Annotated in this window: 27 protein-coding genes; 18 read left to right on the forward strand and 9 right to left on the reverse strand. The window is 60.8% G+C overall.

The features are described 5' to 3' along the window. Window positions 1–150 precede the first annotated feature (150 nt). Window positions 151–1,029, forward strand: a complete 879-nt coding sequence (locus tag MN188_RS05995) for a hypothetical protein (RefSeq protein ID WP_242106677.1) — start codon at window positions 151–153, stop codon at window positions 1,027–1,029. A gap of 6 nt (window positions 1,030–1,035) precedes the next feature. Here MN188_RS05995 and MN188_RS06000 read toward each other — a convergent pair whose 3' ends face one another. The 3 genes from MN188_RS06000 to MN188_RS06010 are packed head-to-tail and all read right to left on the reverse strand — an operon-like array spanning window position 1,036 to window position 4,728. Further along, window positions 1,036–2,001 (reverse strand): SUMF1/EgtB/PvdO family nonheme iron enzyme, encoded by a 966-nt coding sequence (locus MN188_RS06000; RefSeq protein WP_242106678.1) that lies wholly within the window; start codon window positions 1,999–2,001, stop codon window positions 1,036–1,038. Then, window positions 1,998–3,701, reverse strand: coding sequence for a hypothetical protein (locus tag MN188_RS06005; RefSeq protein WP_242106679.1), 1,704 nt, complete (start codon window positions 3,699–3,701; stop codon window positions 1,998–2,000). Before MN188_RS06005 ends, MN188_RS06000 begins: the two co-directional genes overlap by 4 nt. Then, entirely contained in the window at window positions 3,694–4,728 is a 1,035-nt protein-coding gene (locus MN188_RS06010) for an NAD-dependent epimerase/dehydratase family protein (RefSeq protein ID WP_242106680.1), read from the reverse strand. The genes MN188_RS06005 and MN188_RS06010 overlap by 8 nt, the downstream gene beginning before the upstream one ends. A gap of 153 nt (window positions 4,729–4,881) precedes the next feature. On the opposite strand from MN188_RS06010, the gene MN188_RS06015 reads away from it, so the two are divergent. Then, window positions 4,882–6,219, forward strand: a complete 1,338-nt coding sequence (locus MN188_RS06015) for a UbiA family prenyltransferase (RefSeq protein WP_242106681.1) — start codon at window positions 4,882–4,884, stop codon at window positions 6,217–6,219. Here the strand turns inward: MN188_RS06015 and MN188_RS06020 are convergent. Further along, window positions 6,216–6,626: a GtrA family protein gene (locus MN188_RS06020; RefSeq protein WP_338023237.1), complete on the reverse strand. Its 411-nt coding sequence runs from the start codon at window positions 6,624–6,626 to the stop codon at window positions 6,216–6,218. The genes MN188_RS06015 and MN188_RS06020 overlap by 4 nt on opposite strands. An 83-nt stretch (window positions 6,627–6,709) precedes the next feature. Between MN188_RS06020 and MN188_RS06025 the strand changes: the two genes are divergently transcribed. The 10 genes from MN188_RS06025 (at window position 6,710) to MN188_RS06070 (ending at window position 13,882) form a co-directional block, all read left to right on the forward strand. After that, a complete protein-coding gene (locus MN188_RS06025) occupies window positions 6,710–7,216 on the forward strand; it encodes a DUF2478 domain-containing protein (protein WP_242106682.1) in 507 nt (168 codons plus the stop codon). An 86-nt stretch (window positions 7,217–7,302) separates the two neighbouring features. Next, window positions 7,303–7,773 carry an RrF2 family transcriptional regulator gene (locus MN188_RS06030; RefSeq protein WP_242106683.1) on the forward strand — a complete coding sequence of 157 codons (471 nt, stop codon included), beginning with the start codon at window positions 7,303–7,305 and terminating at the stop codon, window positions 7,771–7,773. A gap of 132 nt (window positions 7,774–7,905) precedes the next feature. Next, window positions 7,906–10,104, forward strand: a complete 2,199-nt coding sequence (locus tag MN188_RS06035) for an efflux RND transporter permease subunit (RefSeq protein WP_242106684.1) — start codon at window positions 7,906–7,908, stop codon at window positions 10,102–10,104. After that, complete coding sequence (locus MN188_RS06040) at window positions 10,101–10,613, forward strand: hypothetical protein (RefSeq protein ID WP_242106685.1); 513 nt, start codon at window positions 10,101–10,103, stop codon at window positions 10,611–10,613. Before MN188_RS06035 ends, MN188_RS06040 begins: the two co-directional genes overlap by 4 nt. A 39-nt stretch (window positions 10,614–10,652) precedes the next feature. Beyond that, on the forward strand, window positions 10,653–10,823 hold the full coding sequence (locus MN188_RS06045) for a hypothetical protein (protein WP_242106686.1): 171 nt from the start codon (window positions 10,653–10,655) through the stop codon (window positions 10,821–10,823). Window positions 10,824–10,829: 6 nt separating this feature from the next. Continuing rightward, complete coding sequence (locus MN188_RS06050) at window positions 10,830–11,225, forward strand: hypothetical protein (protein ID WP_242106687.1); 396 nt, start codon at window positions 10,830–10,832, stop codon at window positions 11,223–11,225. 208 nt (window positions 11,226–11,433) lie between these two features. Continuing rightward, window positions 11,434–11,952 carry a sigma-70 family RNA polymerase sigma factor gene (locus MN188_RS06055; protein WP_242107442.1) on the forward strand — a complete coding sequence of 173 codons (519 nt, stop codon included), beginning with the start codon at window positions 11,434–11,436 and terminating at the stop codon, window positions 11,950–11,952. Then, complete coding sequence (locus tag MN188_RS06060; protein WP_242106688.1) at window positions 11,949–12,584, forward strand: ChrR family anti-sigma-E factor; 636 nt, start codon at window positions 11,949–11,951, stop codon at window positions 12,582–12,584. Before MN188_RS06055 ends, MN188_RS06060 begins: the two co-directional genes overlap by 4 nt. A 179-nt stretch (window positions 12,585–12,763) precedes the next feature. Further along, window positions 12,764–13,279, forward strand: a complete 516-nt coding sequence (locus tag MN188_RS06065; RefSeq protein WP_242106689.1) for a fasciclin domain-containing protein — start codon at window positions 12,764–12,766, stop codon at window positions 13,277–13,279. A 96-nt stretch (window positions 13,280–13,375) separates the two neighbouring features. Beyond that, a complete protein-coding gene (locus MN188_RS06070) occupies window positions 13,376–13,882 on the forward strand; it encodes a hypothetical protein (RefSeq protein WP_242106690.1) in 507 nt (168 codons plus the stop codon). Window positions 13,883–13,892: 10 nt separating this feature from the next. Here the strand turns inward: MN188_RS06070 and MN188_RS06075 are convergent, their stop codons facing one another. Together MN188_RS06075 and MN188_RS06080 are read right to left on the reverse strand one after the other, a co-directional pair. Continuing rightward, window positions 13,893–14,618 (reverse strand): SDR family NAD(P)-dependent oxidoreductase, encoded by a 726-nt coding sequence (locus MN188_RS06075; protein ID WP_242106691.1) that lies wholly within the window; start codon window positions 14,616–14,618, stop codon window positions 13,893–13,895. After that, the gene (locus MN188_RS06080) at window positions 14,615–15,385 is read right to left on the reverse strand and encodes a DUF1365 domain-containing protein (protein ID WP_242107444.1); all 771 of its coding nucleotides are present in this window, start codon (window positions 15,383–15,385) and stop codon (window positions 14,615–14,617) included. Before MN188_RS06080 ends, MN188_RS06075 begins: the two co-directional genes overlap by 4 nt. Window positions 15,386–15,513: 128 nt before the next feature. On the opposite strand from MN188_RS06080, the gene MN188_RS06085 reads away from it, so the two are divergent. Genes MN188_RS06085 through MN188_RS06110 form a run of 6 tightly spaced genes read left to right on the forward strand, consistent with a single transcriptional unit; the run spans window position 15,514 to window position 20,756 of the window. Beyond that, the gene (locus MN188_RS06085) at window positions 15,514–16,857 is read left to right on the forward strand and encodes an NAD(P)/FAD-dependent oxidoreductase (RefSeq protein ID WP_242106692.1); all 1,344 of its coding nucleotides are present in this window, start codon (window positions 15,514–15,516) and stop codon (window positions 16,855–16,857) included. Continuing rightward, window positions 16,796–17,953 carry an SAM-dependent methyltransferase gene (locus MN188_RS06090; RefSeq protein WP_242106693.1) on the forward strand — a complete coding sequence of 386 codons (1,158 nt, stop codon included), beginning with the start codon at window positions 16,796–16,798 and terminating at the stop codon, window positions 17,951–17,953. Before MN188_RS06085 ends, MN188_RS06090 begins: the two co-directional genes overlap by 62 nt. Then, window positions 17,946–18,440 (forward strand): hypothetical protein, encoded by a 495-nt coding sequence (locus tag MN188_RS06095; protein ID WP_242106694.1) that lies wholly within the window; start codon window positions 17,946–17,948, stop codon window positions 18,438–18,440. The genes MN188_RS06090 and MN188_RS06095 overlap by 8 nt, the downstream gene beginning before the upstream one ends. Beyond that, window positions 18,440–19,666: an MFS transporter gene (locus tag MN188_RS06100; RefSeq protein WP_242106695.1), complete on the forward strand. Its 1,227-nt coding sequence runs from the start codon at window positions 18,440–18,442 to the stop codon at window positions 19,664–19,666. Before MN188_RS06095 ends, MN188_RS06100 begins: the two co-directional genes overlap by 1 nt. Then, entirely contained in the window at window positions 19,663–20,220 is a 558-nt protein-coding gene (locus MN188_RS06105) for a DUF3833 domain-containing protein (RefSeq protein ID WP_242106696.1), read from the forward strand. Before MN188_RS06100 ends, MN188_RS06105 begins: the two co-directional genes overlap by 4 nt. A 17-nt stretch (window positions 20,221–20,237) precedes the next feature. Then, complete coding sequence (locus tag MN188_RS06110) at window positions 20,238–20,756, forward strand: DUF3833 domain-containing protein (RefSeq protein WP_420838969.1); 519 nt, start codon at window positions 20,238–20,240, stop codon at window positions 20,754–20,756. A 498-nt stretch (window positions 20,757–21,254) separates the two neighbouring features. Here MN188_RS06110 and MN188_RS06115 read toward each other — a convergent pair whose 3' ends face one another. From MN188_RS06115 to MN188_RS06125, 3 genes are all read right to left on the reverse strand, one after another. Beyond that, window positions 21,255–22,250: an aldose epimerase family protein gene (locus MN188_RS06115; RefSeq protein WP_242106698.1), complete on the reverse strand. Its 996-nt coding sequence runs from the start codon at window positions 22,248–22,250 to the stop codon at window positions 21,255–21,257. Between the two features lie 179 nt (window positions 22,251–22,429). Next, complete coding sequence (locus MN188_RS06120; protein WP_242106699.1) at window positions 22,430–23,773, reverse strand: sensor histidine kinase; 1,344 nt, start codon at window positions 23,771–23,773, stop codon at window positions 22,430–22,432. Further along, the gene (locus MN188_RS06125; protein ID WP_242106700.1) at window positions 23,770–24,435 is read right to left on the reverse strand and encodes a response regulator transcription factor; all 666 of its coding nucleotides are present in this window, start codon (window positions 24,433–24,435) and stop codon (window positions 23,770–23,772) included. Before MN188_RS06125 ends, MN188_RS06120 begins: the two co-directional genes overlap by 4 nt. Between the last annotated feature and the right edge of the window lie 53 nt (window positions 24,436–24,488).

Consider the following 24,488-nt stretch of genomic DNA (forward strand, 5'->3'; position numbering starts at 1 on the left):
TGGTGATTTTGACGCAGGTGGCAAAGCTTTGCCGATCCGCTGCTCCATGCGCGGGTTTCTGCCCGGTCTGCCTGGGGGATTTACCATTTGTTGACTTCAATTTGGCACGAGTGTCATGACCCACGAGCCTTGCACAGGGACAGAACCAACATGATCCGAATTGCCACATTCCGCCGCACGGCTTTGGCCGTGCAGTTGATGCTTTCGTCTTTCGTGGCCCATCAGGCCCACGGCGCCGTGAATTGCGGAGACACGCTGTCTGGTGCAATCCCAAGCCGCTCGGCGGCTGCCGATCCAGGCAGTGACGTGATGGCGCGGTTAATGTCGCTGGGGGGTGCTGCCCGCGATGCGGCGGTGACGGACGAGGTTCTGTCGGGCAATGTGCCCGCTGCCCTGCGCGACCTCACGCCTGTGACGATGGGCGGCACGCTTGCGGGCGGGCGCACGGTCGATCTTGTCCTGTGCGTAACGCCCGATTACCTGGCCGTGGGCAGCGATGCGGACCATGTGCGCGTTCCGCTTGGCCTGCCCGCCGCGGCGCGCATTGCCGATACGCTGGGGTTCTTTCTGCCCACCACGCGTATGGTCGACGCCATCTATTCCCAGGCCGAGCTTCAGCTGGCCCCCGCGCCGATGAAGCCCACCAACCAGATGACCACGACTGCCTACCTGCTGCGCCACAATGATACGGTAGAGGGCATGGTGGAACGGGTCATGCCGCCGTTGGCTGCCCTGACGGCGGGGCAGAAAAAGGATGTGGTCCTGAGCAACCGACTGCTCTCGAAACGCGGCAAGGTCGCGATCTATGGCTGGCACCGTCCGAACGGGCGGCCGATCCAGCCCCTGTCAACCGTGCACGGCGCGTACTACGCCGATTACAGCCACGGGATCCGGCTGGTCAGCCAGACCGCGTTCGTCGATGGCGAAGCGGTGGCGCTGGACGAAGTGCTGCGCGATCCTGAGCTGGCCCAACTGGTCAGTTCGGAGGGGCCGGTGAATGCCGCGCGGCTTCAGGCCTCGCTTCACTAAAAGCTGTCATTCCACGGTTTTGCAGCAGCGAAAACCTAGGTGGTAATTCGCGTGGCTCGACGTGCTCATCACCGGGCCACCGTGCCAATAGGGTGCGCGCCAGCGGCACCAATCCTGGTGCGCATAATAGCGATCGAAGATGAACCAGCTGCCCTTCATCTCGGTCACACCCAGCTTGCTTGATCCGGTTGAGGCCATCTGATCGGGCCGCATCGGCAAGTTCATGTGCTCGGCCGCATTGCCGTGTTGGTCATAAACGCCCAGCGCCGAGACACATCCGGGAAACGCGCCGGTCGGGTAAGTGTTCGAGCCGCAGGAATTGAAGCCACCGCCGCCGCATCCGTCGCTTTTCGCACTGGCCGCCGCGCAGACGCCACGTTGGTAGGCATCGCCGTAGGCCCAGTTTTTCGTCGGTGCGTATGTCGCGTTGTGCCAGTTGCGCATCGCCGCGACCGACCCAAGGTCGTATCGGTAATCCGGTGGCGTGAGCGCCCCCGCGCAGGCGCCCTCCCATTCATGCGCGTCGCACAGGCGTTTGCCCATCGCGTCGCAAATCAGCGCCGCCTCGCGCGCCTTCACCCAGACCACCGGATAGCTGCACGGGATATTGGGATATTCGAACATGTCGATACAGGCGGTCGCGTCCTCGGGGCTTTGCGTGGCGGGGTCATACAGCGGCGCCATGAACCGGTCGCCACAGATGCGGGCATTCCTGGGGTCGTCATAGCTGTCTGGCCCACCCGGCACCCGCGCGGCGCACTCCTCAGGCGTCATCGGGTGGCGGGCAATGGCCGGGTTGCCTTGACCAACGAAACCCGAGGCGGCGAATATCTCTCGCAGCCGCTGCATTTGCGCTGGGCTGGGCGCGTGTTCCTGTTCGATCTGGTCGAACATGCGGGCATTCTGCTGGTCCAGAGTTTCAGCCATTACAGGCGTGGCCAGCATCAGAGCTATCAGGAAAGATCGGATCATTTCACCCCCTCCTTCACCGTCAGATAGAAGAAATCGCGATTGTCGACGAAGCCAAGGAAGCGCGGGATCACGGACCCGTCGCGCGCCTTCTTCTCGATCAGCGCCATGCCCGGCATAAGATGTTCGACATGCATCTGGCCTTCGTTGCGCACGAACAGCGCAAGATGCGTGTGCTCCAGCGCGTTCATGTCCAAGAGCATGGCATAGTCACACCCATAACCTTGGAAGGTACGCGCCATTGCCGAGGGCGTCGCGGTCGAGAAATAGCCATAGATCAGCCACCGCGTGCCGCCGGCTTCTTTGATGCAGGCCCCACCGCGCAGGGTGCGCAATTCGGCCTCGGCTGAGCCCGACCAATTGCCCGCGCCCCATTGCGTGACCAGCGGGCCGGGAATGCCGTCCTCGATCAGCGACACGCCGTTCTGGCGGGCGTGGCGGATGCGCGGCAGCAGCGCGTTGTCGGCCTCCTCCCAGGTTTTCATGCCGATCGTGCCATCGGCCAGCACGTAAAGCGTGGACAGGTGCGGTTGCAGCTTCGACAGGATCACACCGTTTTCGATAAAGCCGTAGTGGGTGCCGAAATTCAGGGTGATGTAGTCGCCCCATTTGAACGCACCGTGGTGGCGTTTGAAACCGCCGGCAAAGACCGCCACCGTGCGGTCGGCCAGATGCGGCGGGACCATGCCCAGCCGCACCAGCGGGTCGGCGTTCTTCACACCGTCCGGGCCAGGCATGCCCTGCGGGCGCACCGAATAGGGCGGGCGCGGCGACCAGCCCAGGCCGGGATGGTCGGTGCCCACCGCATAGCTCAGGTCGAACCGCCCCAGATCGAACCCCACAAGGCTGGCATTCGCCTTGCGCTCGATCGCATCCAAAGCGCTGGTGGTGCCTTCGCCCTTCAGCACGCTTTGCGCCAGATACCGGGGCTGCATCGCGCTGGTGAAGACGCCCGGCAACCCGGTGATCGGATACCACAACCCGGTGGTCATGTGGCCGCGATCCGTGCCCTCGATCCCCAACCAGTTGTAGGTCGAGATGACCGGGCGTTTGGTGACCTCATAATCCATCGTGGCCGCACCCGGCCCGAGGTCCAACCGCCCCTGACCGGTGGCGGACAGCGCCTCCGAGGTCGTCATTTCACTGTCGCGAAAGAACGTGCCCTTCACGAAGCGCACGATCTGTTCACCGCCCCAGACATGGTCGCGCAGAAACTCGGTCGTGGCCTCAAGGTTCGAGCGCGAGCCGCTGACGGAATTGCGCAGGAACAGGCGGTTTTGGCAAACCGGCGCGAACGGCAAGCCACTGGCGCGGGCAGCATCCAACGCCGAGGACTCTCCCAGCCAGGGCGCGCACCGAAACGGCGTGTGCCCACCCAAGGCCAGCGCCGGACGGCCCTGCGTGGACAGGGTGAGCCCCTGCCCTGAAGGGTCCGGGTTCTCAAGGTGATAGGCGTCCAGAACCTTGCCGTCTTCGGTTTCCAGCTGGACCAGAACCCAGGCATTCACCTGCGGGTTCAGCGCGATGAACCGCAGCACGGTACCGTTTTTCAATGGCGCGGTGACCTCGTGGCGCAGAGGTTGAAGCGCGGCGATGCCTTTGGGCTGAACTGCGTCATAGGCCTCGGCTTGGGCGGCCAATTCCGTCGCCGTCTGGCCCTGCGCGGCACCGGCCAGGCAGACCAGCGTGGCGGTTTTATACAAAAAGCCGAACAAGTCTCAAAGCCCCCCTTTTCCAAGGCACCCGGTGGCTGACCCCGGACTGCGCCGAGATCGCGTTGCGGTTCATCACGTACCAATCATAGTTTCGCAAAAGCGCCTCTTCGTTGGAATAGACCGGGGCAAAGCCCAGCCGGTCACGGATCTTGTCGATCGACACGAAACTGTCCTTGCCCGCGGTTTCATAGATCCACTTATATAGCGGCGAGAGGCCCAGCGCCTCAAGCGCGCGCAGGGTCCAGATTGCGGGGGCGGCGGGGATGCCGACGACGCGCTTGCCGTACCCGGCCTGATCCAGCACCGCCTGGAAGCTCTGGCGCAGGGTGCCGAAGCGGTCGGCGCCCACGTTGAACGTATCGTTCACCAACTGTGCATCCCCGCTGGCGCACAGGTCGATGGCTTGACACAGGTCCGCGACATCCAAGAGCTGATACAGGTTGTTGCCATTGCCCAGCACCGGGAAGCCGTGGCCATCATGGGCGAAATCATAGAGCAGCTCGAAGGCGCCCAGCCGCTCGGGTCCAACAAAGCTTTTCGGTCGCAGAACCGGAAGGCACAGCCCCTGCGCGCGTGCCGCGTTGCAGGCGCGCTCGGCCTCGATTTTCGCGGTGCCATAGGGGCCGACGCCCACCATCGGGTCATGTTCAAACAACGGATGGTGATCCGGCACGCCGTAGACAGCCGTCGAAGAAATGTGGATGAAGCGTGAGACACCGCATTGCTGGGCGGTTTTCAGCAACAGCTTTGTGCCACCCACGTCGGTCGAGAATATCTCCTCGTCTGAACATAGCGGCAGCGCGGCGGCGCAATGCACCACGATGTCTACGTCCTTGAAGGCCCGCGCGTGCAGGCTTTCGTCACGAATATCGCCCAGGATCGCGTCGATTCTGTCAGCCTCGGGATAATCGAACGGGGCGATGTCGTAGCTGCGCACCGAATGGCCGTGATCCAACAGGTGCCGGATCAGGTTGATCCCCAGAAAACCCGAACCGCCTGTCACCAGATACCGCATGGCCCCTCCTTGTCCTGCCGGAACGCCGGAATATGCATACCAAGGTTATGACACGGCGCGACAAAACTGGATGATACAAATCAAGGCCAAGTGTCGCATGGCTTGGGAAAATACCTGCGACGGGCGGTGCAACATCGCCAGGCAGGAGGCCGAATGATACAGGGAACACCCGCGACCTTGGTTGTCGACATCGATCGTGGGCTGCTGCGGACGGACCTGTCGCGCGAGGTGCTTTGGGCCGCCTTGGGCCGCGACATGCGTGCAACCCTTACCGCAATGCGCGGCGCTTTGGGGATGCGCCAAGCCGCGCTGGCCGCCATCGCGCAGCCACGTGTCGACCTATTGCCGATCTGTCCCGAGGTTTTGACCCAAGTCCAAGCTTGGCCGGGGGACGTGTTGCTGTTTTCCTCAGCCGATCACGCTGTGGTTCATGCCATGGCGCGGCATTTGGCGCTTCCGGGTGTGCATCTGGGGGTCCTGCCGATCACTCGCGCAGACCGCCACGCGGTCGAAGCCGCGGCGCTGGACCTTTGCGCCGACGCGCCCTTCCAATTGATCACCGGGCCAGAGACCGGCGCAGAGTTGCGCCAAAGCGCACAGACGCGGCTGGACACCGCCTGCACCTGGTCACGCGTCAGCCTGCTACGCGAATTGCGACCGCACCAATGGGTGAAGAACCTGCTTTTGCTGTTGCCACTGATTGCGGCGCAGATGCTGTTCACCCCCGCCGTTCTTCCGGTTCTGGGCGCGATGGTTGCTTTCGCCCTGGGCGCCTCGGCGATCTATATCGTCAATGACCTTTTAGACCTGGACGCCGACCGGCAGCACCCATCCAAACGGCACCGCCCGCTGGCTTCGGGCGACCTGCCTATCGGAGTGGCGACATGGGCCAGCGCCGGGCTGGGACTGGCCGCGCTTGGAACCGCCTGGGCGGTGGCCCCGGTGATCGCCGCGCTGGTGGTGCTCTATATGGTCACATCTCTGGTCTATTCGCTTGTGTTGAAAAGCCTGCGCTGGGTCGATCTGGCCGCGCTGGTCGCGCTCTACTGTCTGCGCGTGGCGACTGGCGCGGTTGCCGGTGGCGTTGCCGTTTCGCCCTGGCTTGCGGGCTTTGCCGCCGCCGTTTTTCTGGCGCTGGCGGTGACCAAACGGTTGACCGGGCTGGCGCGGGCGAACCACGGCGGGCGGCTTCTGGGCCGGGGCTATGACACGCATCACACCCGCGCGCTTTACCTGATCGGCCTGTCGGCCGTGGTGCTGGCGGTGGCCTGTTTCGGCATCTACAGCCACGCCGATGAGATCGCCGCACTGTATACAAGACCCTGGGCGTTGCGGCTGGCGGCCCTGCCGGCGGGGTTCTGGCTGGTGCGCATGGTGCGGCTGGCCGTGTCGGGGCGTGAAGATTTTGACCCTCTGGTTTTCGTCGCCCGTGACCTGGTGGGGCTGGGGATCGCGGGTCTGGGGATCGCCACCTACCTGCTGGCGCTCTAGATCTTGAACACGAACCGCTTGTCGAGGTTGTATTTCACCACATAGCCCACGGCGAGCCCCAGCACCGCGCCGACTTCGCGCGCGAAATCGGTCTGCCAGAGCCACCAACCCAGCGTTTCTGCGCCCCAGAAGATCATCGTGGTGACAACACCCATCAGAGTATAAAGCCCGAATTTGCGGCCATGCGTGGCCGCACCGGTGCTTTGGTCGAAGAAGATCCAGCGCTTGTCGAGCAGGTATTTGATCACCAGCCCCACACCGGTACCGACGAAGATCGCGGCGGCCAGCGCCCAGGCATGGTCCAAAAGCGCCAGCACCACGCGCTGCGCGGCCAGGTTGGCCAGGGTGGCCACCACTGCAAAGGCACCATAGCGCAGGATCAGGGTGGATTTCGTCAGCCGTTGCATGGCCGCGACTTGACCACGCGGCGCGGGCTTGCGCAAGGGTCGCGGCCCGTGGCATCACCGGGGCGCAACCACAGGATCCGACCATGAAGATCGCACATGTCACCGCCCCGGGTCGCGGGGAAACCAACCGATTGCTGGCGCAGGTCGCCACGGCGCTTGGCCGTGATGGCGTCGCGTTGTGCGGCACGGTTCAGACCGACACGGAAACCCCGCGTTCGCACCTGTGCGACATGGACGTGATCGTGCTGCCCGATGGCCCGGTGGTGCGTATCAGCCAAAGCCTTGGCCCCGCGGCCTCGGGCTGTCGGCTGGACCCCTCGTCGCTGGAAGACAGCGTCGCGCTGACACTGGCAAATGTGCAAAAGGGCGCGGACCTGATGATCATCAACAAGTTCGGCAAACAAGAAGCCGACGGGCGCGGTTTTCGTGATGCGATAGCCGAGGCAATGGCGCGCGACATCCCGGTGCTGCTGGGTGTGAACGACGCCAACCGTCCGGCTTTGGAGGCGTTCTGCGGTGACACGCTGACTGCGCTGGAGCCGTCCCTGCCCGCCGTTCTGGACTGGGCAAAGACCGCCACCGAAACGTGACGCCCCAAGCCTGAACTCCGGGGTGATCTGGATCAAAGAGAGGTTCCACACAAAGCTTTATCCTGGTTGCAGGAAAAGGAGGCGACGTGCGACTGACCGTCAAAACCAATCTGGCCATGCGCGTGCTGATGTTCTGCGCAGTCAACGAGGCGCGCACCGTCCGTAAAAGCGAGGTCGCCGAGGCCTGCAATGCCTCGGCCAACCATCTGGGTGTGATCATAAACCAGTTGGGGCATGGAGGGTTTCTGGAAACCACGCGCGGGCGCGGCGGTGGCATTCAACTGAAGCTTCCTGCCGCCGATATCAACGTCGGCGCGGTGTTTCGTCTGTTTGAAAGCGGCCTGCCCTTCGCGGAATGCTTCAGCGCGGCGGAAAACACATGCCCGATTGCCGTCACTTGCCGACTGAAAAACGCCTTGGTGCGCGCGCTAGATGCGTTCTATCGCGAATTGGATGAGCTGACCGTGGCCGACTTGGTGGTGGGCAACAACGGGCTTTACACCCTGTTCGACATGAATGCGATGAGCCTTCCAACCTGCACTCGCGCCGCTGGCTGAACCACCTGTGCCAGCTTGGTGCCCTCTTGTCATTGCCTTGGCGGATGTGTTCAGTGTGGACAACTGCCCCGGAGACCCCTGAATGCCCGCACGCCCCGCCCTGCCCCGCCCTGCCTTTGGCCGGAGCCACGCGTGACCCGGAGCAATTGGCAAGCGCGCCTTCTGACGCTGCTCAAAACTCGTCTTGCCATGTTGTGGCTGGGATTTGCGGCCGCAACGGCGGTTGCACTGCTGGGGCTGCTGAAGCTGACCTTCGATGACGGACTGATCCGTGTGTTCGAAAGCAACCTGCCGTGGTACGCGCAATACTCCGAATTCCGAGATGATTTTGAAAGCGACGCGGGCGACGTGGTCGTTTTGTTCGAAGGCGCCGATTTCGCGCAGGAGGCACCGCTGCGCGTGGTGTCCGATTTTCTACTGGACGCACAATTCATCGAAGGTGTGGGTGCGGGTATTTCACCGCTATCGCTGCGAGCAAGCATGGATTCCACGACGCTTCTGATCCAGATCCCACCACCACCCGATCTGGCGCAAAGGCTGGACGTCGAGCGGGCGCAGTCAATGAACCTGGCGCGACTGATGTCGGCCGACCGACGGATGATGCTGGCGATCCTGCCCATTCCCGAAGTGGCCGAGGACATGATCACGCGGGCGCGTACGCTCGAGGCGCTGGAGAACCTGACCCGAGCCCACGCAAAAGACGGCGTGACGATCACCCTGTCGGGATACCCGGTCCTGCGCGAACGCATGGTGGCGGGGCTGCTTCGTGATATCGTGTTTCTGAACCTTGTCGGCACCATTGTCGGCTTTGTCGTCGCAACCCTGACCCTGCGCAGTTTTACCCTGGGCGCGTTGACCGTGGCAGCACCGGCCACGTCGCTTTTTTGGGTGCTGGGCATGCTGGGGCATCTGGGGATCAGCATCAACGTGATCACCATCACCCTGCCGGTTTTGGTGTTGGTTCTGGCCACGTCGGACGCGCTGCACATCTCGATCGACATCGCCAAGCAGGGGCGCGATGACCCGGCCCGCAGCACCCTGCGTGCGGTGCGACGGATCGCGCCGGGCTGCATCCTGGCCGCGATCACCACCGCCTGCGCCTTCGGGGCGCTGACGCTGTCGCGCTCGGCGATGATCTCGGACCTTGGTCTGGCAGGGGCTCTGTCCACGACCCTGTCGGTGCTGGCCGTGCTGGTCACCCAGACGCTGGTGTTCACCAGTGCCGGGCGCCGGTTCAGCTTTGACCGGCTGTTCGCAGGCAAACGCGGCACGCCTGCACATCTTCTCAGCCTGCGTGCCCTGCCCCGCCTGTCGGCCCGGGCGCCGCGCGTCACGATCGCGCTGGCGCTGACGACGCTTGTCGCCACCACCGGCCTGTTTCTGACTGCAGAGCCGCGCTATTCGCTTTACAACAATCTGGACGCGGACGATCCCGTCCTGTCCAGCCTGCGCCGGGCCGAGGCAAAACTGGCCCCGGTCAGCGCCCTACAAGTGCCGTTCGAGGTGGTGGACGAGACAACGATTGCCATTGTGCACGATGCGGTTTCGCGCCATGTCGACCCGTCGCGGGTGCTGTCTCTGCATTCGCTGGACGCGGGCGCAGATAGTCTGGACAGCCTGCCCCCTGCGCTGACCCGGCGGATGATCAGCGCGGATGGCGACCGCGCCGTGGTGTCGGTTTTGTTCGACTATGTCGATGCGGCCGCGACGCGGCGGGACACCGACGCGCTGAACGCCGCCCTGGCGGATGATCCGGCACTTGCGGACCTGACCGTCGCACCCACCACCGGACTGTCGGTCATGTCCTCTTATGTCAGCGAAGCGGTGCTGCGCGAGCTGAACCTCAGCTTCGCGGTTGCGATCCTGGCCTCCGGGCTTCTCATCGGCCTGTGGCTGCGGGTGCCGCGCCTTGCCTTTCTGGCGTTGGTGCCCAACGTGTTGCCTGTCACGATCATCGGCGCGGGGCTGGTGTTAACCGGCAAGGGGTTGGAGTTTTCCTCGGGTCTGGCACTGACCGTAACCTTCGGACTGGCGGTCGATGACACGGTGCATGTGCTCAACCGCCTGCGCCTGAACGGTGCCTTGCACGACCCCACCCCATCCGCAGTCGCCCGGGCGCTGCATGAGGTCGCACCGGCGCTGGTTGTGACCTCGATCGTGTTGACATTCGGTATGCTGGGCACTTTCCTTGCCGAAACGCCCACGGTGATCGATTTCGGCGCCTTGTCGATCTCGGTTTTCGTGCTGGCGCTGGTGGCGGACCTCATGGTCCTGCCCGCGCTGCTCTCGGTGCTTGGAGGCAGATCAAAACCGCGAAGGGGGCTCCCGTGACCATACGCATACGTATTCTGGCGCTGACACTGGCCCTGCTCGCCCCTGCTGCAAGAGCGGAAGACGCGACGCTGTTCACTGCCACAGGAGCCTGGCAAGGCGAAGGCCGCATCGCCCCAAGCGCCACCGCCCCGCTGGAGCGCGGCCGCTGCCGGGTCGATGTCAGCCAAAGCGCGGACGCGACACAGGCGGATGTCATCGGCAAATGCGTCGTCGCGGGTGGCGCGTCGAATGTCTCGATGCGGTTCGTAAAGGGTGCTGGCACCTCGGTGCGTGCGGGCGTCTGGTCAGCGGCCACCGACAAAACCGTGCAATTCGCAGGGCGCAGCGATGCGACCGGACTGGCGATGACCTCGCTCGAGCCGATCGAGGTCGACGGCGTGACCTATGAGGCGCGGGTGGATGTGGACTTTACCGGCAACGACGCCTTCACCCTGAAACAAATTCTGCGCGAACCCGGCGATGACGGCTGGCGGCTGATTGTTGACATGTCCTTCTCGCAGAACTGAGAGATGTGTGACCCGTTCTTTTCACGGTGTGCAGACAGAATGGACGAAATCTGGATCGGATCGGAAAAGAACCGGGTGGCGGACCTGATCAAGCCCAGACACTCCCTCGATGTTCCGTTTGCGCTTGAAAGCAGGTCCAACCGCAGCATCCTTCTAAAAAATATTTCACGTCATCGACCTTTTGCAGGTAAAATCTGCGAAAAAGAGTGAACAGACTTGCCGAAACCAACCTCCAACTCCGTTCTTGTTACGGACCTCCCACCCAACAGGGTCAACGTCGCTGCCAGCATGAATCGCGTGCGCAGCGTCTATGGCATCAAGCGCTCGCGTCAGCTGTGGGATATGGCGCGTCTGGCCCTTAGGCCAGGCCGCATTCACCCGACCGAGTACATGACATTGGGGCTGTCCAATCCGTCCCTTGACTGGTCGGAAAAGCTGACCTTCCGCGGACGTAGGGCAGTCGAAGACCTGACCAGCAGCCTGTTTGCGGGTGACCTGTCTTCAGCCGGATGGCTGCTCAAGGACAAGCTTCTCACAAACAAGCTTCTTGGTGCGTTGGGGGCGGCTAACCCCGACAATTCGGCGGGTGGAATTCCCGTTCCTCCGCTTTGAAGACCGGTTGGGTGCTTTTCCAAATCGCTTGACCTTTGCTTGAACCACCGAAAAAAGTGATCCGCGTTTCACAGACCTCCGTAATGAGGGTATGTTGACACAGACTTTAGATATGCTGCCTAGCGCGGGCCTTGCTCACAGAGCGGGCCATCACGAAAGAATTGCTGTGCCGAACAGAAAAATCGAAATATCACAACAAACCCAGTGGATGATTGCTGTGCGCGACAATCGGGACCGCACCGCATTTGCCGCGCTGTTTGATCATTTCGCACCGCGGCTCAAGGGGTTCATCATCCGTTCGGGCGCGTCGGCCCCACAGGCCGAAGAAATCGTTCAGGACGTGATGCTGACGATCTGGCGCAAGGCGGCGATGTTTGATCCGCACCGCGCGCAGGTGTCCGCCTGGATCTACCAGATCGCGCGCAACCGGCAGATCGACATCGCCCGCAAGGAAAACCGCCCCGTGCCGGAAGAGTTGCGCGAAGAACCGGGCGCGGAACCTGATGCGAGTCAGATCCTGGGCCTTGAACAGGAAGCCGGACAATTGAGACAAGCCCTTGCAAAGCTCAAACCCGAGCAGCGCGAGATCATCGAACAGGCCTATCTGGGCGAACTGACCCATCAGGAGATCAGCACCCGGACCGGGCTTCCCCTTGGAACCATAAAGTCGCGGATCCGGCTTGGCCTGGACCGCCTGAGACACGAGTTGAAGGACCTCAAACAATGAGTGCCATAACCCATCATACCCCTGACGCCATGTTGGCGGCCTATGCAGCGGGCAATCTGCCCCACGCTTTCGCCGTTGCCGTGGCCAGCCATGTTTCGCTTTGTACGCAGTGCCGTGTGGCCTTGGAAGCGCACCAATCCGTCGGCGGCGCCATTTTGGAAGAAACCGGAGCTGTTGCCGTCTCATCAAACCTGAAGGACGATATCCTGGCCCAGCTTGACGCGCCCTTCACGCCCGAACCGGTGTATGATCGCAAAGGGATTTACCCCGGGCCTGTAATGGAGGCGATGAAGGGCCGCGCACCGCGTTGGAAAAAACTGGGGCTGGGCGTGCGTCAGGACATTCTGTCAGAAGATGCCAATGGTTCGGTGCGCCTGCTTTACATCCCACCGGGGCAGGCCGTGCCCGATCACAGCCATAGCGGGCTGGAACTCACCCTGGTTCTGCAGGGCAGCTTCAGCGATGCAACCGGCCGGTTCGGTGTTGGTGACATCGAAATTGCCGATGAGGATCTTGAACACACGCCGGTTGCCGATGAAGGCGACGCATGCATTTGTCTGGCCGCTACGGACGCAAGGTTACGCTTCCGTGGGCTGATGCCAAGGCTTCTGCAGCCCGTGTTCCGCATCTGAACAGAACCTACCCTGAAAGCCTGCCCAGAAACCACCGGATTTCCGGTGGTTTCTTTTTGTTTACAAGCATTTGCATCACGAAGCCGTGAACAAGTGATCCCTCAAGGGCACGCACGCGTATCCATTATACGAACAGCAAATCAGACCGGGCACCACGCCCATCGACAAGGAGACTTCCCATGAAAACGACCATCAAAACCGCCATCGCCGCCGCCGTGCTCAGCCTGTCCGCAGCCACCGCGCAGGCCAGCACCATCGTCGAGATCGCCGCAGGCGACGACCGATTCTCGACCCTCGTCGCGGCCGTCACCGCCGCGGGTCTGGCCGACACGCTGTCGGGTCCCGGCCCCTTCACCGTATATGCCCCCGTCAACGATGCCTTCGCGGCGCTTCCCGACGGCACGGTTGAAACTTTGCTCAAGCCCGAGAACAAAGGGCAGCTCACCAATGTCCTGCTGTATCACGTCGATGACCGCGAACTGACCGCAGGCATGATCCCGGCCGGGTCGACCTACTTCAAACCGATTCTGGCCAGCGAACGCCTGTGCATCACGGCGGACGCCAGCGGGGTGACCATCGCCGATGGCACGGGTGAAATGGCCAATGTGATCATCGCGGACATTCAGGCCGACAATGGCGTGATCCACGTGATCGACAAGGTGCTTTTGCCCGGCACGCGCCCGGCCTGCCACTGACAACAGGCGCAATACATCTCTGGTCGATGCATTCCTTGTGGAATGCGTCGGCCTTGTCCATTTTAAGATCCTCGATCGACAACAGGTCCCAACCGTATGGAAAATGCTCGTCAGATATCCGTGTCCGACAAGATGCAGTCGGATTACACCTATGCCTTGGAGGCAAAAGCCGGGGACGACTTTGCGCCCGATTTCAAGCCTCATTTCTCACCGCAGGAGATGCTGAAACTGGGCGTTTTCGAGGGCAAATATCTGACCGATTGCACGCAGGAATTCCCGACCGAATGGTTTGACGAAGCCAAGCTCAGCCCGACGCCGGATCCAAACCTGAACTATTTCGGAGTGAAAAGCCGGCAACCACTGGGCGTCTGGCGCGACAAAGGCTGGATCTATGGCCCCGACCCCCGTGGGTGGTTCCAGTGGTATTGCCGATATTATCTGGGCCGCCGCCTGGAGAGGACCGACCGTATTCAAATCGGTCGCTGGAAAGGCTTTGCCCGGCACGCCGGACAGGTGCGCGCAAACTGCTATCCGGGCGATATCTTCTGCAGGCCACGGCAACGTCAGGCCCTGCTGCAATGGTCGCACGACCCTTTCATCTAACGCGGTGGGATCACTTCCCGCGATACACCAACAGGTCGGGCAGAAGATCGACGCAGCGGATCAACCATGAGAACGGCGCGGGGAAATCGGTGCGGAAACGGCGACGTTTCATTGCCCTCAGCACTCTTTGCGCCGCATCCTCGGGCGTCATCAACATGGGCATTCGAAAGCTGTTCTTTTGGGTCAGGCGGGTTTTGATGAAGCCGGGATTTACCAGCCGCACCACGACGCCCGTGTCCTTGAGGTCGAACCGCATGGTTTCCGCCAGACTGACCAGCGCCGCCTTACTGGCACCATAGCCGATCGCGGCGGGCAACCCACGATATCCAGCCAGCGATCCGACCAGGGTGATGTCACCGCGGCCTTGCCGGACGAACCGCGGCACGACCTCGCCCAACACGCGCAGCGCGCCGGTGAAATTGATGTCAGCCATCGTCAGGGCGGTGTCGCTGTCCCACTCGGTCGCGCGCATCGGCTCATAGGCGCCAACGTTGTAGATCACGCCGTGCAGCTCGTCGATGTCTGCCGCGGCCCGGCGCACAGCGGCGGTGTCCGTGACATCCAGCGCAACCACGCGTGCATCGGCCAACTCGGCGCTCAGAGAGTGAAGCCGTTCCGCATTGCGCGCCGACAAGATGAGATGCGCACCTTCGTCGCTCAGGCGCCTGGCCAACGCACGCCCCAGACCCTCACTCGCGCCGATAAGCCAATAGGTTTTGCCGGAGACATCGGTCATTTGTCGGCGCCCCGCAGGTTCTGACTGTCGGACATCAATCGCGCGGGCGCTGGTTGCTTTTTCAGAAATGGCGCGCGTTTGAGATAAAGGATCGCGGCCTGCCAGTGGATCAGGGCCAGCACCCTCACAGCCCCCAACGGGCGCCGCAACGCAGCCCCTATCAAAGACGCACCGGTCGCGGGGAGGCGTTTGCCGGACAAGGTGGCCAGAACGCCGTGATCGCCATTTTCAAAGGAAATGCGGATGTCGATTTCTGACTCGTTCATGGCAAAGTTGAACCGATACTGACCCGCCACTTGTTGAAACGGTGACACGTGCATCAGTTTCTCGGCGGTCAGGGTGTCGCCCCGCTGAATGGGGCGGAAATCTTCATGCGCGCAGACATAGCAGTGACGCTGGCCGAAGGTGCTGTTGACCTCTGCGACAAAGACACGTGGGGTGCCGTCCGCAAGCGCGATCCAGAAGCTGACCGGATTGAAATGAAACCACAGGAAACTCGGCTGGGTGAGCAGCAGAAGCTGCGCGCCGTCAGTTTGAAACCCACGGCTTTCCAACACATCCTTGAACCAGGCGACGCCCCGACCTTTACCCTGTGGCCCACCATGTCGGTGGTCCCACAGCGACCAGAGATTGAACCGATTGTGCGAGATCCACGGCGGCGTTGTGCCCCCCAGATCAGTCAACACATAGTCAACGCCATAGCTGAACGCGTTTTTCAGCGTGCCGCGTCGGGCGTGATGGGTTCGGGCCTGAATGTGTTCCAGTATCATGGGGGGTATACGCCCACGCCTCTCCCATGGATCACTTCGCGCTGCAAATTCATTTCCTCTGAATTTGATCCGAACAGGCAGCCCTCCCGTATCCCCCTCATATCAGCACTCAGGACGAGGACGGCATGTTGGATCAAACCCAAGGCTCACGCAAAAGGATCGCCATTGTCGGAGGCGGCATTTCTGGGCTTTCTGCCGCCTATTATCTGGCGCCTCACCACGACGTCACTCTGTATGAGGCGGCGCCGCGATTGGGCGGGCACGCACGCACGGTGATGGCGGGCAAGAATGGTGATCAACCGGTCGATACCGGTTTCATCGTATTCAATTATGTCACCTATCCCTACCTGACCCGGCTGTTTCGCGACCTTGATGTGCCGGTGATCAAAAGCGAGATGAGCTTTGGCGCCAGCATCAATGATGGCCAGCTTGAGTACGGCCTGAACACTCTCAGCGCCATTGCTGCGCAGAAAAGCAACCTGTTGCGGCCGAAGTTCTACAAGATGATCGCCGATATCATCCGCTTCGGCAAACGTGCCGAAGCCGCCGCCAAGAATGACGACAAGACGATTGGCGAATTGGTTGACGAACTGGGTCTGGGGACCTGGTTTCGCGACAATTACCTGATGCCGATGTGCGGCGCGATCTGGTCGACGCCTGTCGGCGAGGTGGACCAGTTTCCGGCGAAATCGCTGGTGCAGTTTTTCCGCAATCACGCGCTTCTGGCCGGCGCGGGGGAACACCAATGGTGGACGGTGAAAGGCGGCAGCATCGAATATGTCCGCCGGTTGGAGGCAGCCCTGGTCGCGCGTGGGTGCGCGATCCACACCGGCACCCCGATCCGGCAGGTTCAGCGTAGTGACTTTGGTGTCACCGTGCAGCCGGAACAGGGGTCGACCCAGACCTTTGACGAGATCGTCCTGGCCTGCCATTCGGACCAGGCGCTGCGCATTCTGGGGAACGACGCGACCCGGGCCGAAGCCGATGCTCTTGGCAGCATTCGTTACCAACCCAACACGGCCGTGTTGCATTGCGACCCTGGTCAGATGCCCAAACGCCGCGATTGTTGGTCCAGCTGGGCCTATCGCTCTCAGGACGGAAACATTGGCGTCACCTATTGGATGAACAAACTTCAGGGCATCCCGGACAGTGATCCGCTGTTCGTCACCCTGAACCCGTCAACCGAGATCCGGAAAGACGCGATCTATGATGAGGTGGCGTTCAGCCACCCGGCTTTCGACAAATCCGCGCTCAAGGCACAGCAGGACATTCGCCAGATGCAGGGCCAGAACCGGACCTGGTTTGCTGGCGCCTGGAACCGGCATGGATTTCACGAAGACGGTATCGCCAGCGCCATGCGCATCGTGCGTACGCTCAATGACCGCCACCAATTCAAAGGAATGGAATATGCGCTTGACCAACAAGGCCCTGAAATCGAACTTCCTGTCGACCTGCGAGCGCCTGCGTGACGGGCAGCTGACCCTACGCACGCCCGAGGGGGAACGGTATCACTTCGGCCATTCCGGCCCCGAGGCGGAAATGGTCATTCGCGACTGGGCCGCCGTATCGGCCTTGGCGGCACATGGGCAGGTGGGGCTGGGTGAGACCTACGTCCAGGGCCTGTGGGACACGCCGTCGGTCGAAGGGCTGATGTCGCTTGCGATGAACAACCGCGATCACTTGAGCGCCTATGACCAGGCCAGCCCGTTCAACAAGGCCAAGTTCCGCCTGGTCGACACCGTGATGCGGGCCAATTCGCGCCGTGGCGCGCGTCGCAACATCCGGTCACACTATGACGTGGGCAACGAATTCTATGCGCTGTGGCTGGACGAAGGGATGACCTATTCCTCCGGCCTGTTTGAGCGCGCCGATGACGACCTGTCGCGCGCGCAAACCCGCAAGAACGCGCGGGTTCTGTCACGGCTGGGCGACGGCGCGCGAACGCTTGAAGTCGGTTGCGGTTGGGGCGGGTTCGCCGAACACGCCAGCGGCGAAGGTCACGACGTGACCGGCGTGACCATTTCGCGCAATCAACACAGCTATGCCGAATGCCGCCTTGATGGGCGCGCCGACATTCAACTGCGCGATTATCGCGACATCATCGGGCAATACGACAACATCGTGTCGATCGAGATGATCGAGGCCGTGGGCGCACGGTACTGGCCCAGCTATTTCGCAACCCTCAAGCGCAACCTGGCCGAGGGTGGGCGCGTTCTGCTGCAGGCGATCACCGTCAAGGACAGCTTCTTCGAGACCTACAAGACCTCGTCCGACTACATCCGCCAATATGTCTTTCCGGGCGGCATGTTGCTGTCGGACAGCGTGATCGAACGTCAGGCCAACGCCGCAGGCTTCGCAGTTCGCGACAATTTCGCCTTCGGGCAGGATTATGCCAGGACCTGCCGGATCTGGGCCGAACGTCTGGATGCGCAAAAGCGCCGCATATCCGAAATGGGATATGGCGAGAGCTTCTTTCGCAACTGGCAATACTACCTTGAGATCTGCGCGGCCTCTTTCGCCGTGGGCCACACCAATGTCGTCCAAGTGGAGTTGGCCCATGCGTAAGCTTTTTCTGGTGATCGCCACAGCCCTTGTGCCGCTGAGCGCGCAGGCCTCTCCGGTTCCCTCGGCGCTGCCCGGAGCAGAATTGCGCGGCGCGGCGACCTTTCGATTTGTCGGCTTCCCGCTTTACGAAGCCCAGCTTTTCACCAGATCCGCCGCGCCGCTGGATTGGAGCGAGGATTTCGCTCTGGAACTTAAATATCTGCGCAACCTGACCGAAAACGACCTTGTCGAAGGCACCCTGCGCGAACTTGCCCGCACGGGCGCGCCCTTGCCGGTGCGCGACCAGCTGCAACGCTGCTTCAAAGACGTGAACAAGGGCGATCGCTATCTCGCCGTGTCCAAGGGGCAAAACCAGATCGGATTCTGGCTGAATGGCAAACGGGTCTGCACCCTTGGCCATCCGCAAATCAAAGCCCGGTTCATGGAGATTTTCCTGGGCGACAACACCCGCTCGCAATCCTTCACCCGGAAACTGAAGGGCGAATGATGCTTTACCCGCGTGTCAGCCTCTATGCGCTGATGCTGGCCGCGGCTGGCATTCCGCTCTACATCCACCTGCCGCGGTTTGCCTCGGTGAACCTTGGCATCGGACTGGGCACCATCGGGACCATCCTGTTGGTGATCCGGCTGGTTGACTTGGTGCAGGATCCGCTGATCGGCTGGGCGGTTGATCGCTGGCCACGGGCGCAAAGCCTGTTCGCTGCTGCTGCGGCGCTGGGGTTGGCCATCGGGTTTCCGATGCTGTTTGCGCCGCGATCCGGGCCCTATGTTCTACCCCAGCTCGTGGCCATCCTGGTGTTGCTGTTCTCGGCCTACAGCCTTGGCATGATCCTGCTGTATGGGCGCAGTGCCACCCTGGCCAAGGCGCCCACGCCGCGCGACCTGATGACGCTGGCAGCATTTCGCGAGGGCGGCATGCTGGCGGGTGTGGTCATTGCCGCCATTGCGCCAACGCTTTTCGTGACCCTTGGCGCAGGGACGCAGGGCTATCCCGCCTTCGGTCTTTTCCTCGGCGCCCTTGCCTTGATCACGGCCGTGGTCACCCTGCCGATCTGGCGACGATCGCCGCTTCCGGCCGACCGGCTGTCGCTTGCCGGTCTCTCCCAGGCCGGGGCGCTGCGCCTTCTGATGCTCGCGCTGGTCAACAGCCTGCCGGTCGCCATCACCTCAACCCTGTTTCTGTTCTTCGTCGAAGACCGCTTGCAGCTTCCGGGCAAGGCCGGCCCGCTGCTGATCCTGTTCTTTCTCAGCGCCGGGCTCAGCGTGCCGCTCTGGACCCGGATGAGCCGACGGATCGGGCCGAAGGCCACGTTGCTGATCGCCATGCCGCTGGCCATTCTCGGCTTTGTCGGCGCGGGGTTCCTGGCGCCGGGGAACATGGCGGGATTTGCCGTGATCTGCCTGGCCTCGGGCGCTGCGTTGGGCGCGGACATGGTCATTCTGCCTGCGATGTTTTCCGTGGCGTTGACCAGGGCGGGGCTCAAGGCGTCGCTCGCCTTCGGCATCTGGTCCTTCGCGGGCAAGCTTGGCCTGGCCCTGGCCGCCTTCCTTGTTCTGCCCGTGCTTGAACAGAGCGGGTTCACCCCCGGTGCGGTGAACAGCGCCAAGGCCCTGACAACGCTGAACATCTCCTACGCGGTCATCCCCTGCATCCTGAAACTCGGCGCTTTGGCACTTGTCCTTGCGCTCCCTTCCAAGGACCAAATCACATGAAAATCGTCACCGCCCTGCTGCTGTTGGCCGTCCTGGCCACGCTTGCCAAATCCCTGTTCCTCAGCTTTCGCGCCCAGAGCCCGCAGGATTATGCCGACACCGGCCCCGCCTTTTCGCTGAAAACCCATTTGTCGGGCGAGATCCTGTCCGAAGGCCTGATCTATGGACCGACCGGCAAGATGACCACCAGCTTTGTCGCCCGAATGGTCGGCGAATGGGATGGGGACACCGGCACGCTCAGCGAAGACTTCACCTATTCCAACGGCAAACAGCAAAGCCGCAAGTGGTTTCTGAAACTGGGGGAGGGGAACACCTTCACCGCCACCGCCGCAGATATCGTCGGAGAGGCGCGCGGCACAGTGTCAGGTTCGACCATCAAGATGGAATACAAGATCGTTCTGCCCGAGGACGCCGGGGGCCATACCCTGACCGCGACAGACTGGCTCTATCTCACAGAAAACGGCGTCATCATGAACAAATCCGAAATGCGCAAATTCGGCATCAAGGTGGCCGAACTGATCGCGACGATGCGCCCAAATCCCGAAGCACCGTGAAAGGAAGCCAAATGAAAATGACACTCCCCCTGCTTGCCTTTTCCGCGCTCGTTGCCTGCAGCGGAACCCCGGATTTAACCGACACCCCCCTGTCCGACCAGCCTCTGAACCTTGAAGAGTTCTTTGAAGGCGAAACCGTCGCTTATGGTCAATTCCAGGATGTGTTCGGCAACGTGCAACGCCGGTTCGAAGTCCAGATCACCGGCACCTGGGATGGCCGGTTTCTGAAACTGGTCGAGGATTTCACCTATGACGACGGCGACACCGAACAACGCATCTGGATGCTTGAAAAAACCGGCGAGGACAGCTGGAAAGGGACAGCCCCCGGTGTTTTGGGCACGGCCACAGGGCGCGAAAACGGCGATACCTTCAACTGGACCTATCGCATCGATCTTCCAGTTCGAAAGGGAACGATGCGCGTCGATTTCGACGATTGGATGTGGCTGTTGACGAAGGACCGATTGCTGAATCGGGCCTATGTGTCCAAGTATGGCGTCCGCGTCGGTGAAGCGATCATCGTGTTTGAAAAAGAGTGAGATGTGAAGCGAGGGGAATATCTGGGTTCATCAAAGTGGGCGTTTTGATTGACCCGGCAGCACAAAACTGGCGAATGTCCCGTGTTCCCAGAACAGGCTCCAAGCGGCGGGAAAGTCACCGGAATGAAGACCAAGAACTTTCGTCAGACATCGCTTACAATCGATGCAGCCATCGCGCGCCGAGAACGTGGCCCTGACAAACAGAGCGTTCGTGGAGTCAGGACTTGAAGCCGAACGCCTCTGCCAACCCGTTCCGCATTCCGTTCAGGTGACGGAAGGAAATTACGTCGTCGCCCCGCGCGCCCCAAGGAACCCCGTCATTGTTTCGGTCATCAGGAACTGGCTTACCGGGCAGACATGACCTGAACGGCGCAGAAAATTCACCCAGCGTCCAATCGTCGTGAGACCGAGACACCTGTTCACCCAAACGCCTAAAAACACTCTGAGAAAAGACAGTCACTTTCACTCAGGGTATTTCAAGAACTTGGAAATGCTCACTCAATCCACGGCAAACCGGTAGTTTGAGTGATGCTGGTAGGTTTCCTCAGGCAGCAATACGGCAACTGGAAAGTTCTTTCGATTTGGGGCATCCGGCCAAATCTGAGGTTCCAAAGCCACGCCAGCATGCGGTGAAATCGGTCGCTCTCCCCGGTCGACATCGACCAGACCTGCGCCGGTGTAGACCTGCAACCCCGGTTCGGAAGTTGACAAGAAAAGTGAAACCCCAGCCTCGGGAGACCACAGCTTGGCTGCCGGTTGCAACCCGGTGCGGGCCTCGGAAAGACAATAGTTGCTGTCTAAATCAATGATCTTTCCCTGATCTGCCAGGGGCCGCAAATTCCGAAAGTCCAAGTCCTTTGGCACTTGGCGCACAGCGTCAACCAGGGGAATACCTTCAATGTCCGTTGCAACGTATTTATGAGAAGGGACCTGCAGGTGATGGCGATCAATCCTCGGCCTACCGTCCAGGTTGAAATAGCTATGCGATGTGAAATTGCATATGGTGGGACGGTCTGTGGAGGCTTGGATCCTGATATCCAGATCACCATCGCCCGTAATTTCATAACGCGCACTGACACGAAGGTTGCCGGGATAACCCATGTGACCATGTGGCAGAACATCGGAAAAAACCACATGCGAACGGCTATGATCATCGATTGCCCAGTTTCGAAAAGCTGATCCCTTACTGCCTCCGTGCAAATGGTGTTTGCCCAAAGAATTGGCATCCAACTTCCATACTTCACGTTCTATGAGCGCGGTTGCACCGGCAATCCTGTTGGCATAGCGGCCTACAATTGAGCCAAAGTAATTGGGGTTTTCAAAATAGGCCTGACAGCTTTCGTATCCCAGAACCATCGAATGAACGACGCCATCAAGGTACAGGCTTTGCAAAGCTGCGCCGAAGCTCAGCAAGTTCGCACGCAAGTGCCCATTCTGAATCTGAACACCATGAACCGGGCGCCCCTCGGGATCGATACCGACAACCTCAACCATCTGCTGCACCCCTCGGGTTTCCTGCGCTCAAATCATTGTAGAGAGTAATCCGCGGCTCCCCAACTCCCACGGCCGTATCATCACTGCGAAAGTGCACCGTTAAAGTCGTCCACCAACTCCCCGACGCGGGGCAAGCCGTGGTTCGAAACAAATCACTAAACCAAAACTGTCGGGCGTTGTTAGGCGCCACTCACCACCCACGTAATGCGTGCGCTCAGGCCGCCCAGCGAAGAGCGTTGGAGTGAAAGAGTGCAGCCGTGAGCGTGGGCCATATCGCTTACAATGGCCAGCCCCAGACCCGCCCCCGGCACTTGTGCATCCAACCGACCGCCACGTTTCAGAACGGTAGATATCGCGGTATCCGGTATGCCAGGACCGTCGTCGTCGACGGAAAGAAAGCCATGCGAACCGTCCAGCCCGGCGTTTATCGAAATCCGGCTTTCTGACCACTTCATCGCATTATCAAGCAGGTTGCCCAGAAGTTCGGTCAAATCAAACTCGTCAAACGGAATGTGCAAGGTCTCTGGCACCTCAATATCCCATTGAAGGTGCTCGGTCCCGGGCTGTCGGCTCAGGGCGCGATGCAGACGTGTGGCGATCGGATGAACCGCACAGCGCCGCAATATTTGGTGACTGTCGCGACTATGTGCGAGCTCGCGCTCGACTGTGTGTTGAATACTGGTAATTTCCGACATCAAATCGTCGGCAAGCGCAGCGTTCCCGCCGCGTCGGAGTTTACGTTCCACGCCGAGCAGAATTGTTAGCGGCGTTTTCAAACCATGAGCCAGATCCCCAGCGCGGGACCGAGCGCGTTTGAGCGCCTCTGCATTTGCATCCAGGAGTTGGTTCACCTCTTCAATGAGCGGTAAAACTTCGGATGGATAATCCGAGGACAACCGCACTTCGGGCGACTTGCCGACGCGGGCAATTTCGGATCGAATTTTGTTCAGCGGGTTTAGTCCCAACTTGACCTGCACCCAACTCGCCACGAACAGAAACAGGCCCAGTATGGCCAGCCAGATCACAGAGTTTTTGAAAAATCCCGAAACCGAAACATCCAGATCTTCGCGGTCAATGGCGATCGCCAGGAAGACCTCGCGTTGCATATCCCCCTCTCCGATCGTGATCACCCAATTCGCGACGGCGACTGCGGCGCCTGTCCCCATGATGACGTTGGTGAACGAGACTATGCCGGGTGCAACCGGGCGATCCAGCTCAAGCGGCGCAGCCCAGAACGATGGCGATAAAACAGGGTCTTCGTCATCAACCTGAATTTGCCAGTAATAACCAGAAAGAGCCTGATTGAATCTGGAGTCTGATATGGGAGTTACTTCAACCTCACCGACAGCACTCACGCCAATGTTTCCGGTTAAGAGGAGAAGGTAGGTCTCCAGTTCATCGCGCGCCTGTTCTTCAAAATACACCCGGAACAAGAAGTTGAAGACGAAAACCGTTGCCACCAGCGCCAATGTGGTCGTGATGGCGGCTGCCAGCAGCAGACGAAGACTCAAAGACATTTTCATTGCGGATCTTCAGCAATCATATAGCCAAACCCACGACGTGTTTCTATCACATCGCCACCGATCTTGCGGCGCAGGCGTCCCACCAGAACCTCAACAGCATTGCTGTCTGGTTCCTGGTCTCGAAAATAGATGTTTTCGGCAAGCTCTTCTTGCGCAATGACTTGCCCGCGATTGTGCATTAGATAATTCAGAAGCCGGTACTCCAAGGGGGTGACCTTCAATGGGCGCCCATCAATAGATACGCGCATCTGCCTTAGATCTATGCGTAGCGGTCCTGCTTCCAGCGTCGTTGATTTCTGCCCACTTGACCGTCGTAACAGCGCGCGGAGGCGCGCGATGAGTTCTTCCATCTGGAAGGGCTTTCCCAAATAGTCATCCGCACCCGCATCAATGCCTTCGACCCGTTCGTTCCAGTTTGCCCTTGCCGTCAGCAAGATGACGGGCATGTCCAGATCTTCGGCACGCCAGCTGCGCAGAACCGACAGCCCATCACGTTTGGGCAGACCAATATCAAGGATTGCAGCGGCATATTTTTCAGTGCTGCCAAGAAACCAGCCTTCTTCGCCATCTCCGGCAATTTCAGGGACAAGCCCTTCGCCTTTGAGAACGTCTGCAATCAATTCCGCGATCTTTTGTTCGTCTTCAACGATGAGAATACGCATCTAACACTTCCGCAGACTGGTAATCTGGCCCGATTTTGCGTCAACGGACACTG

The sequence above is a fragment of the Aliiroseovarius subalbicans genome, from assembly GCF_022678625.1.
Taxonomy (GTDB): Bacteria; Pseudomonadota; Alphaproteobacteria; order Rhodobacterales; family Rhodobacteraceae; genus Aliiroseovarius_A; species Aliiroseovarius_A subalbicans.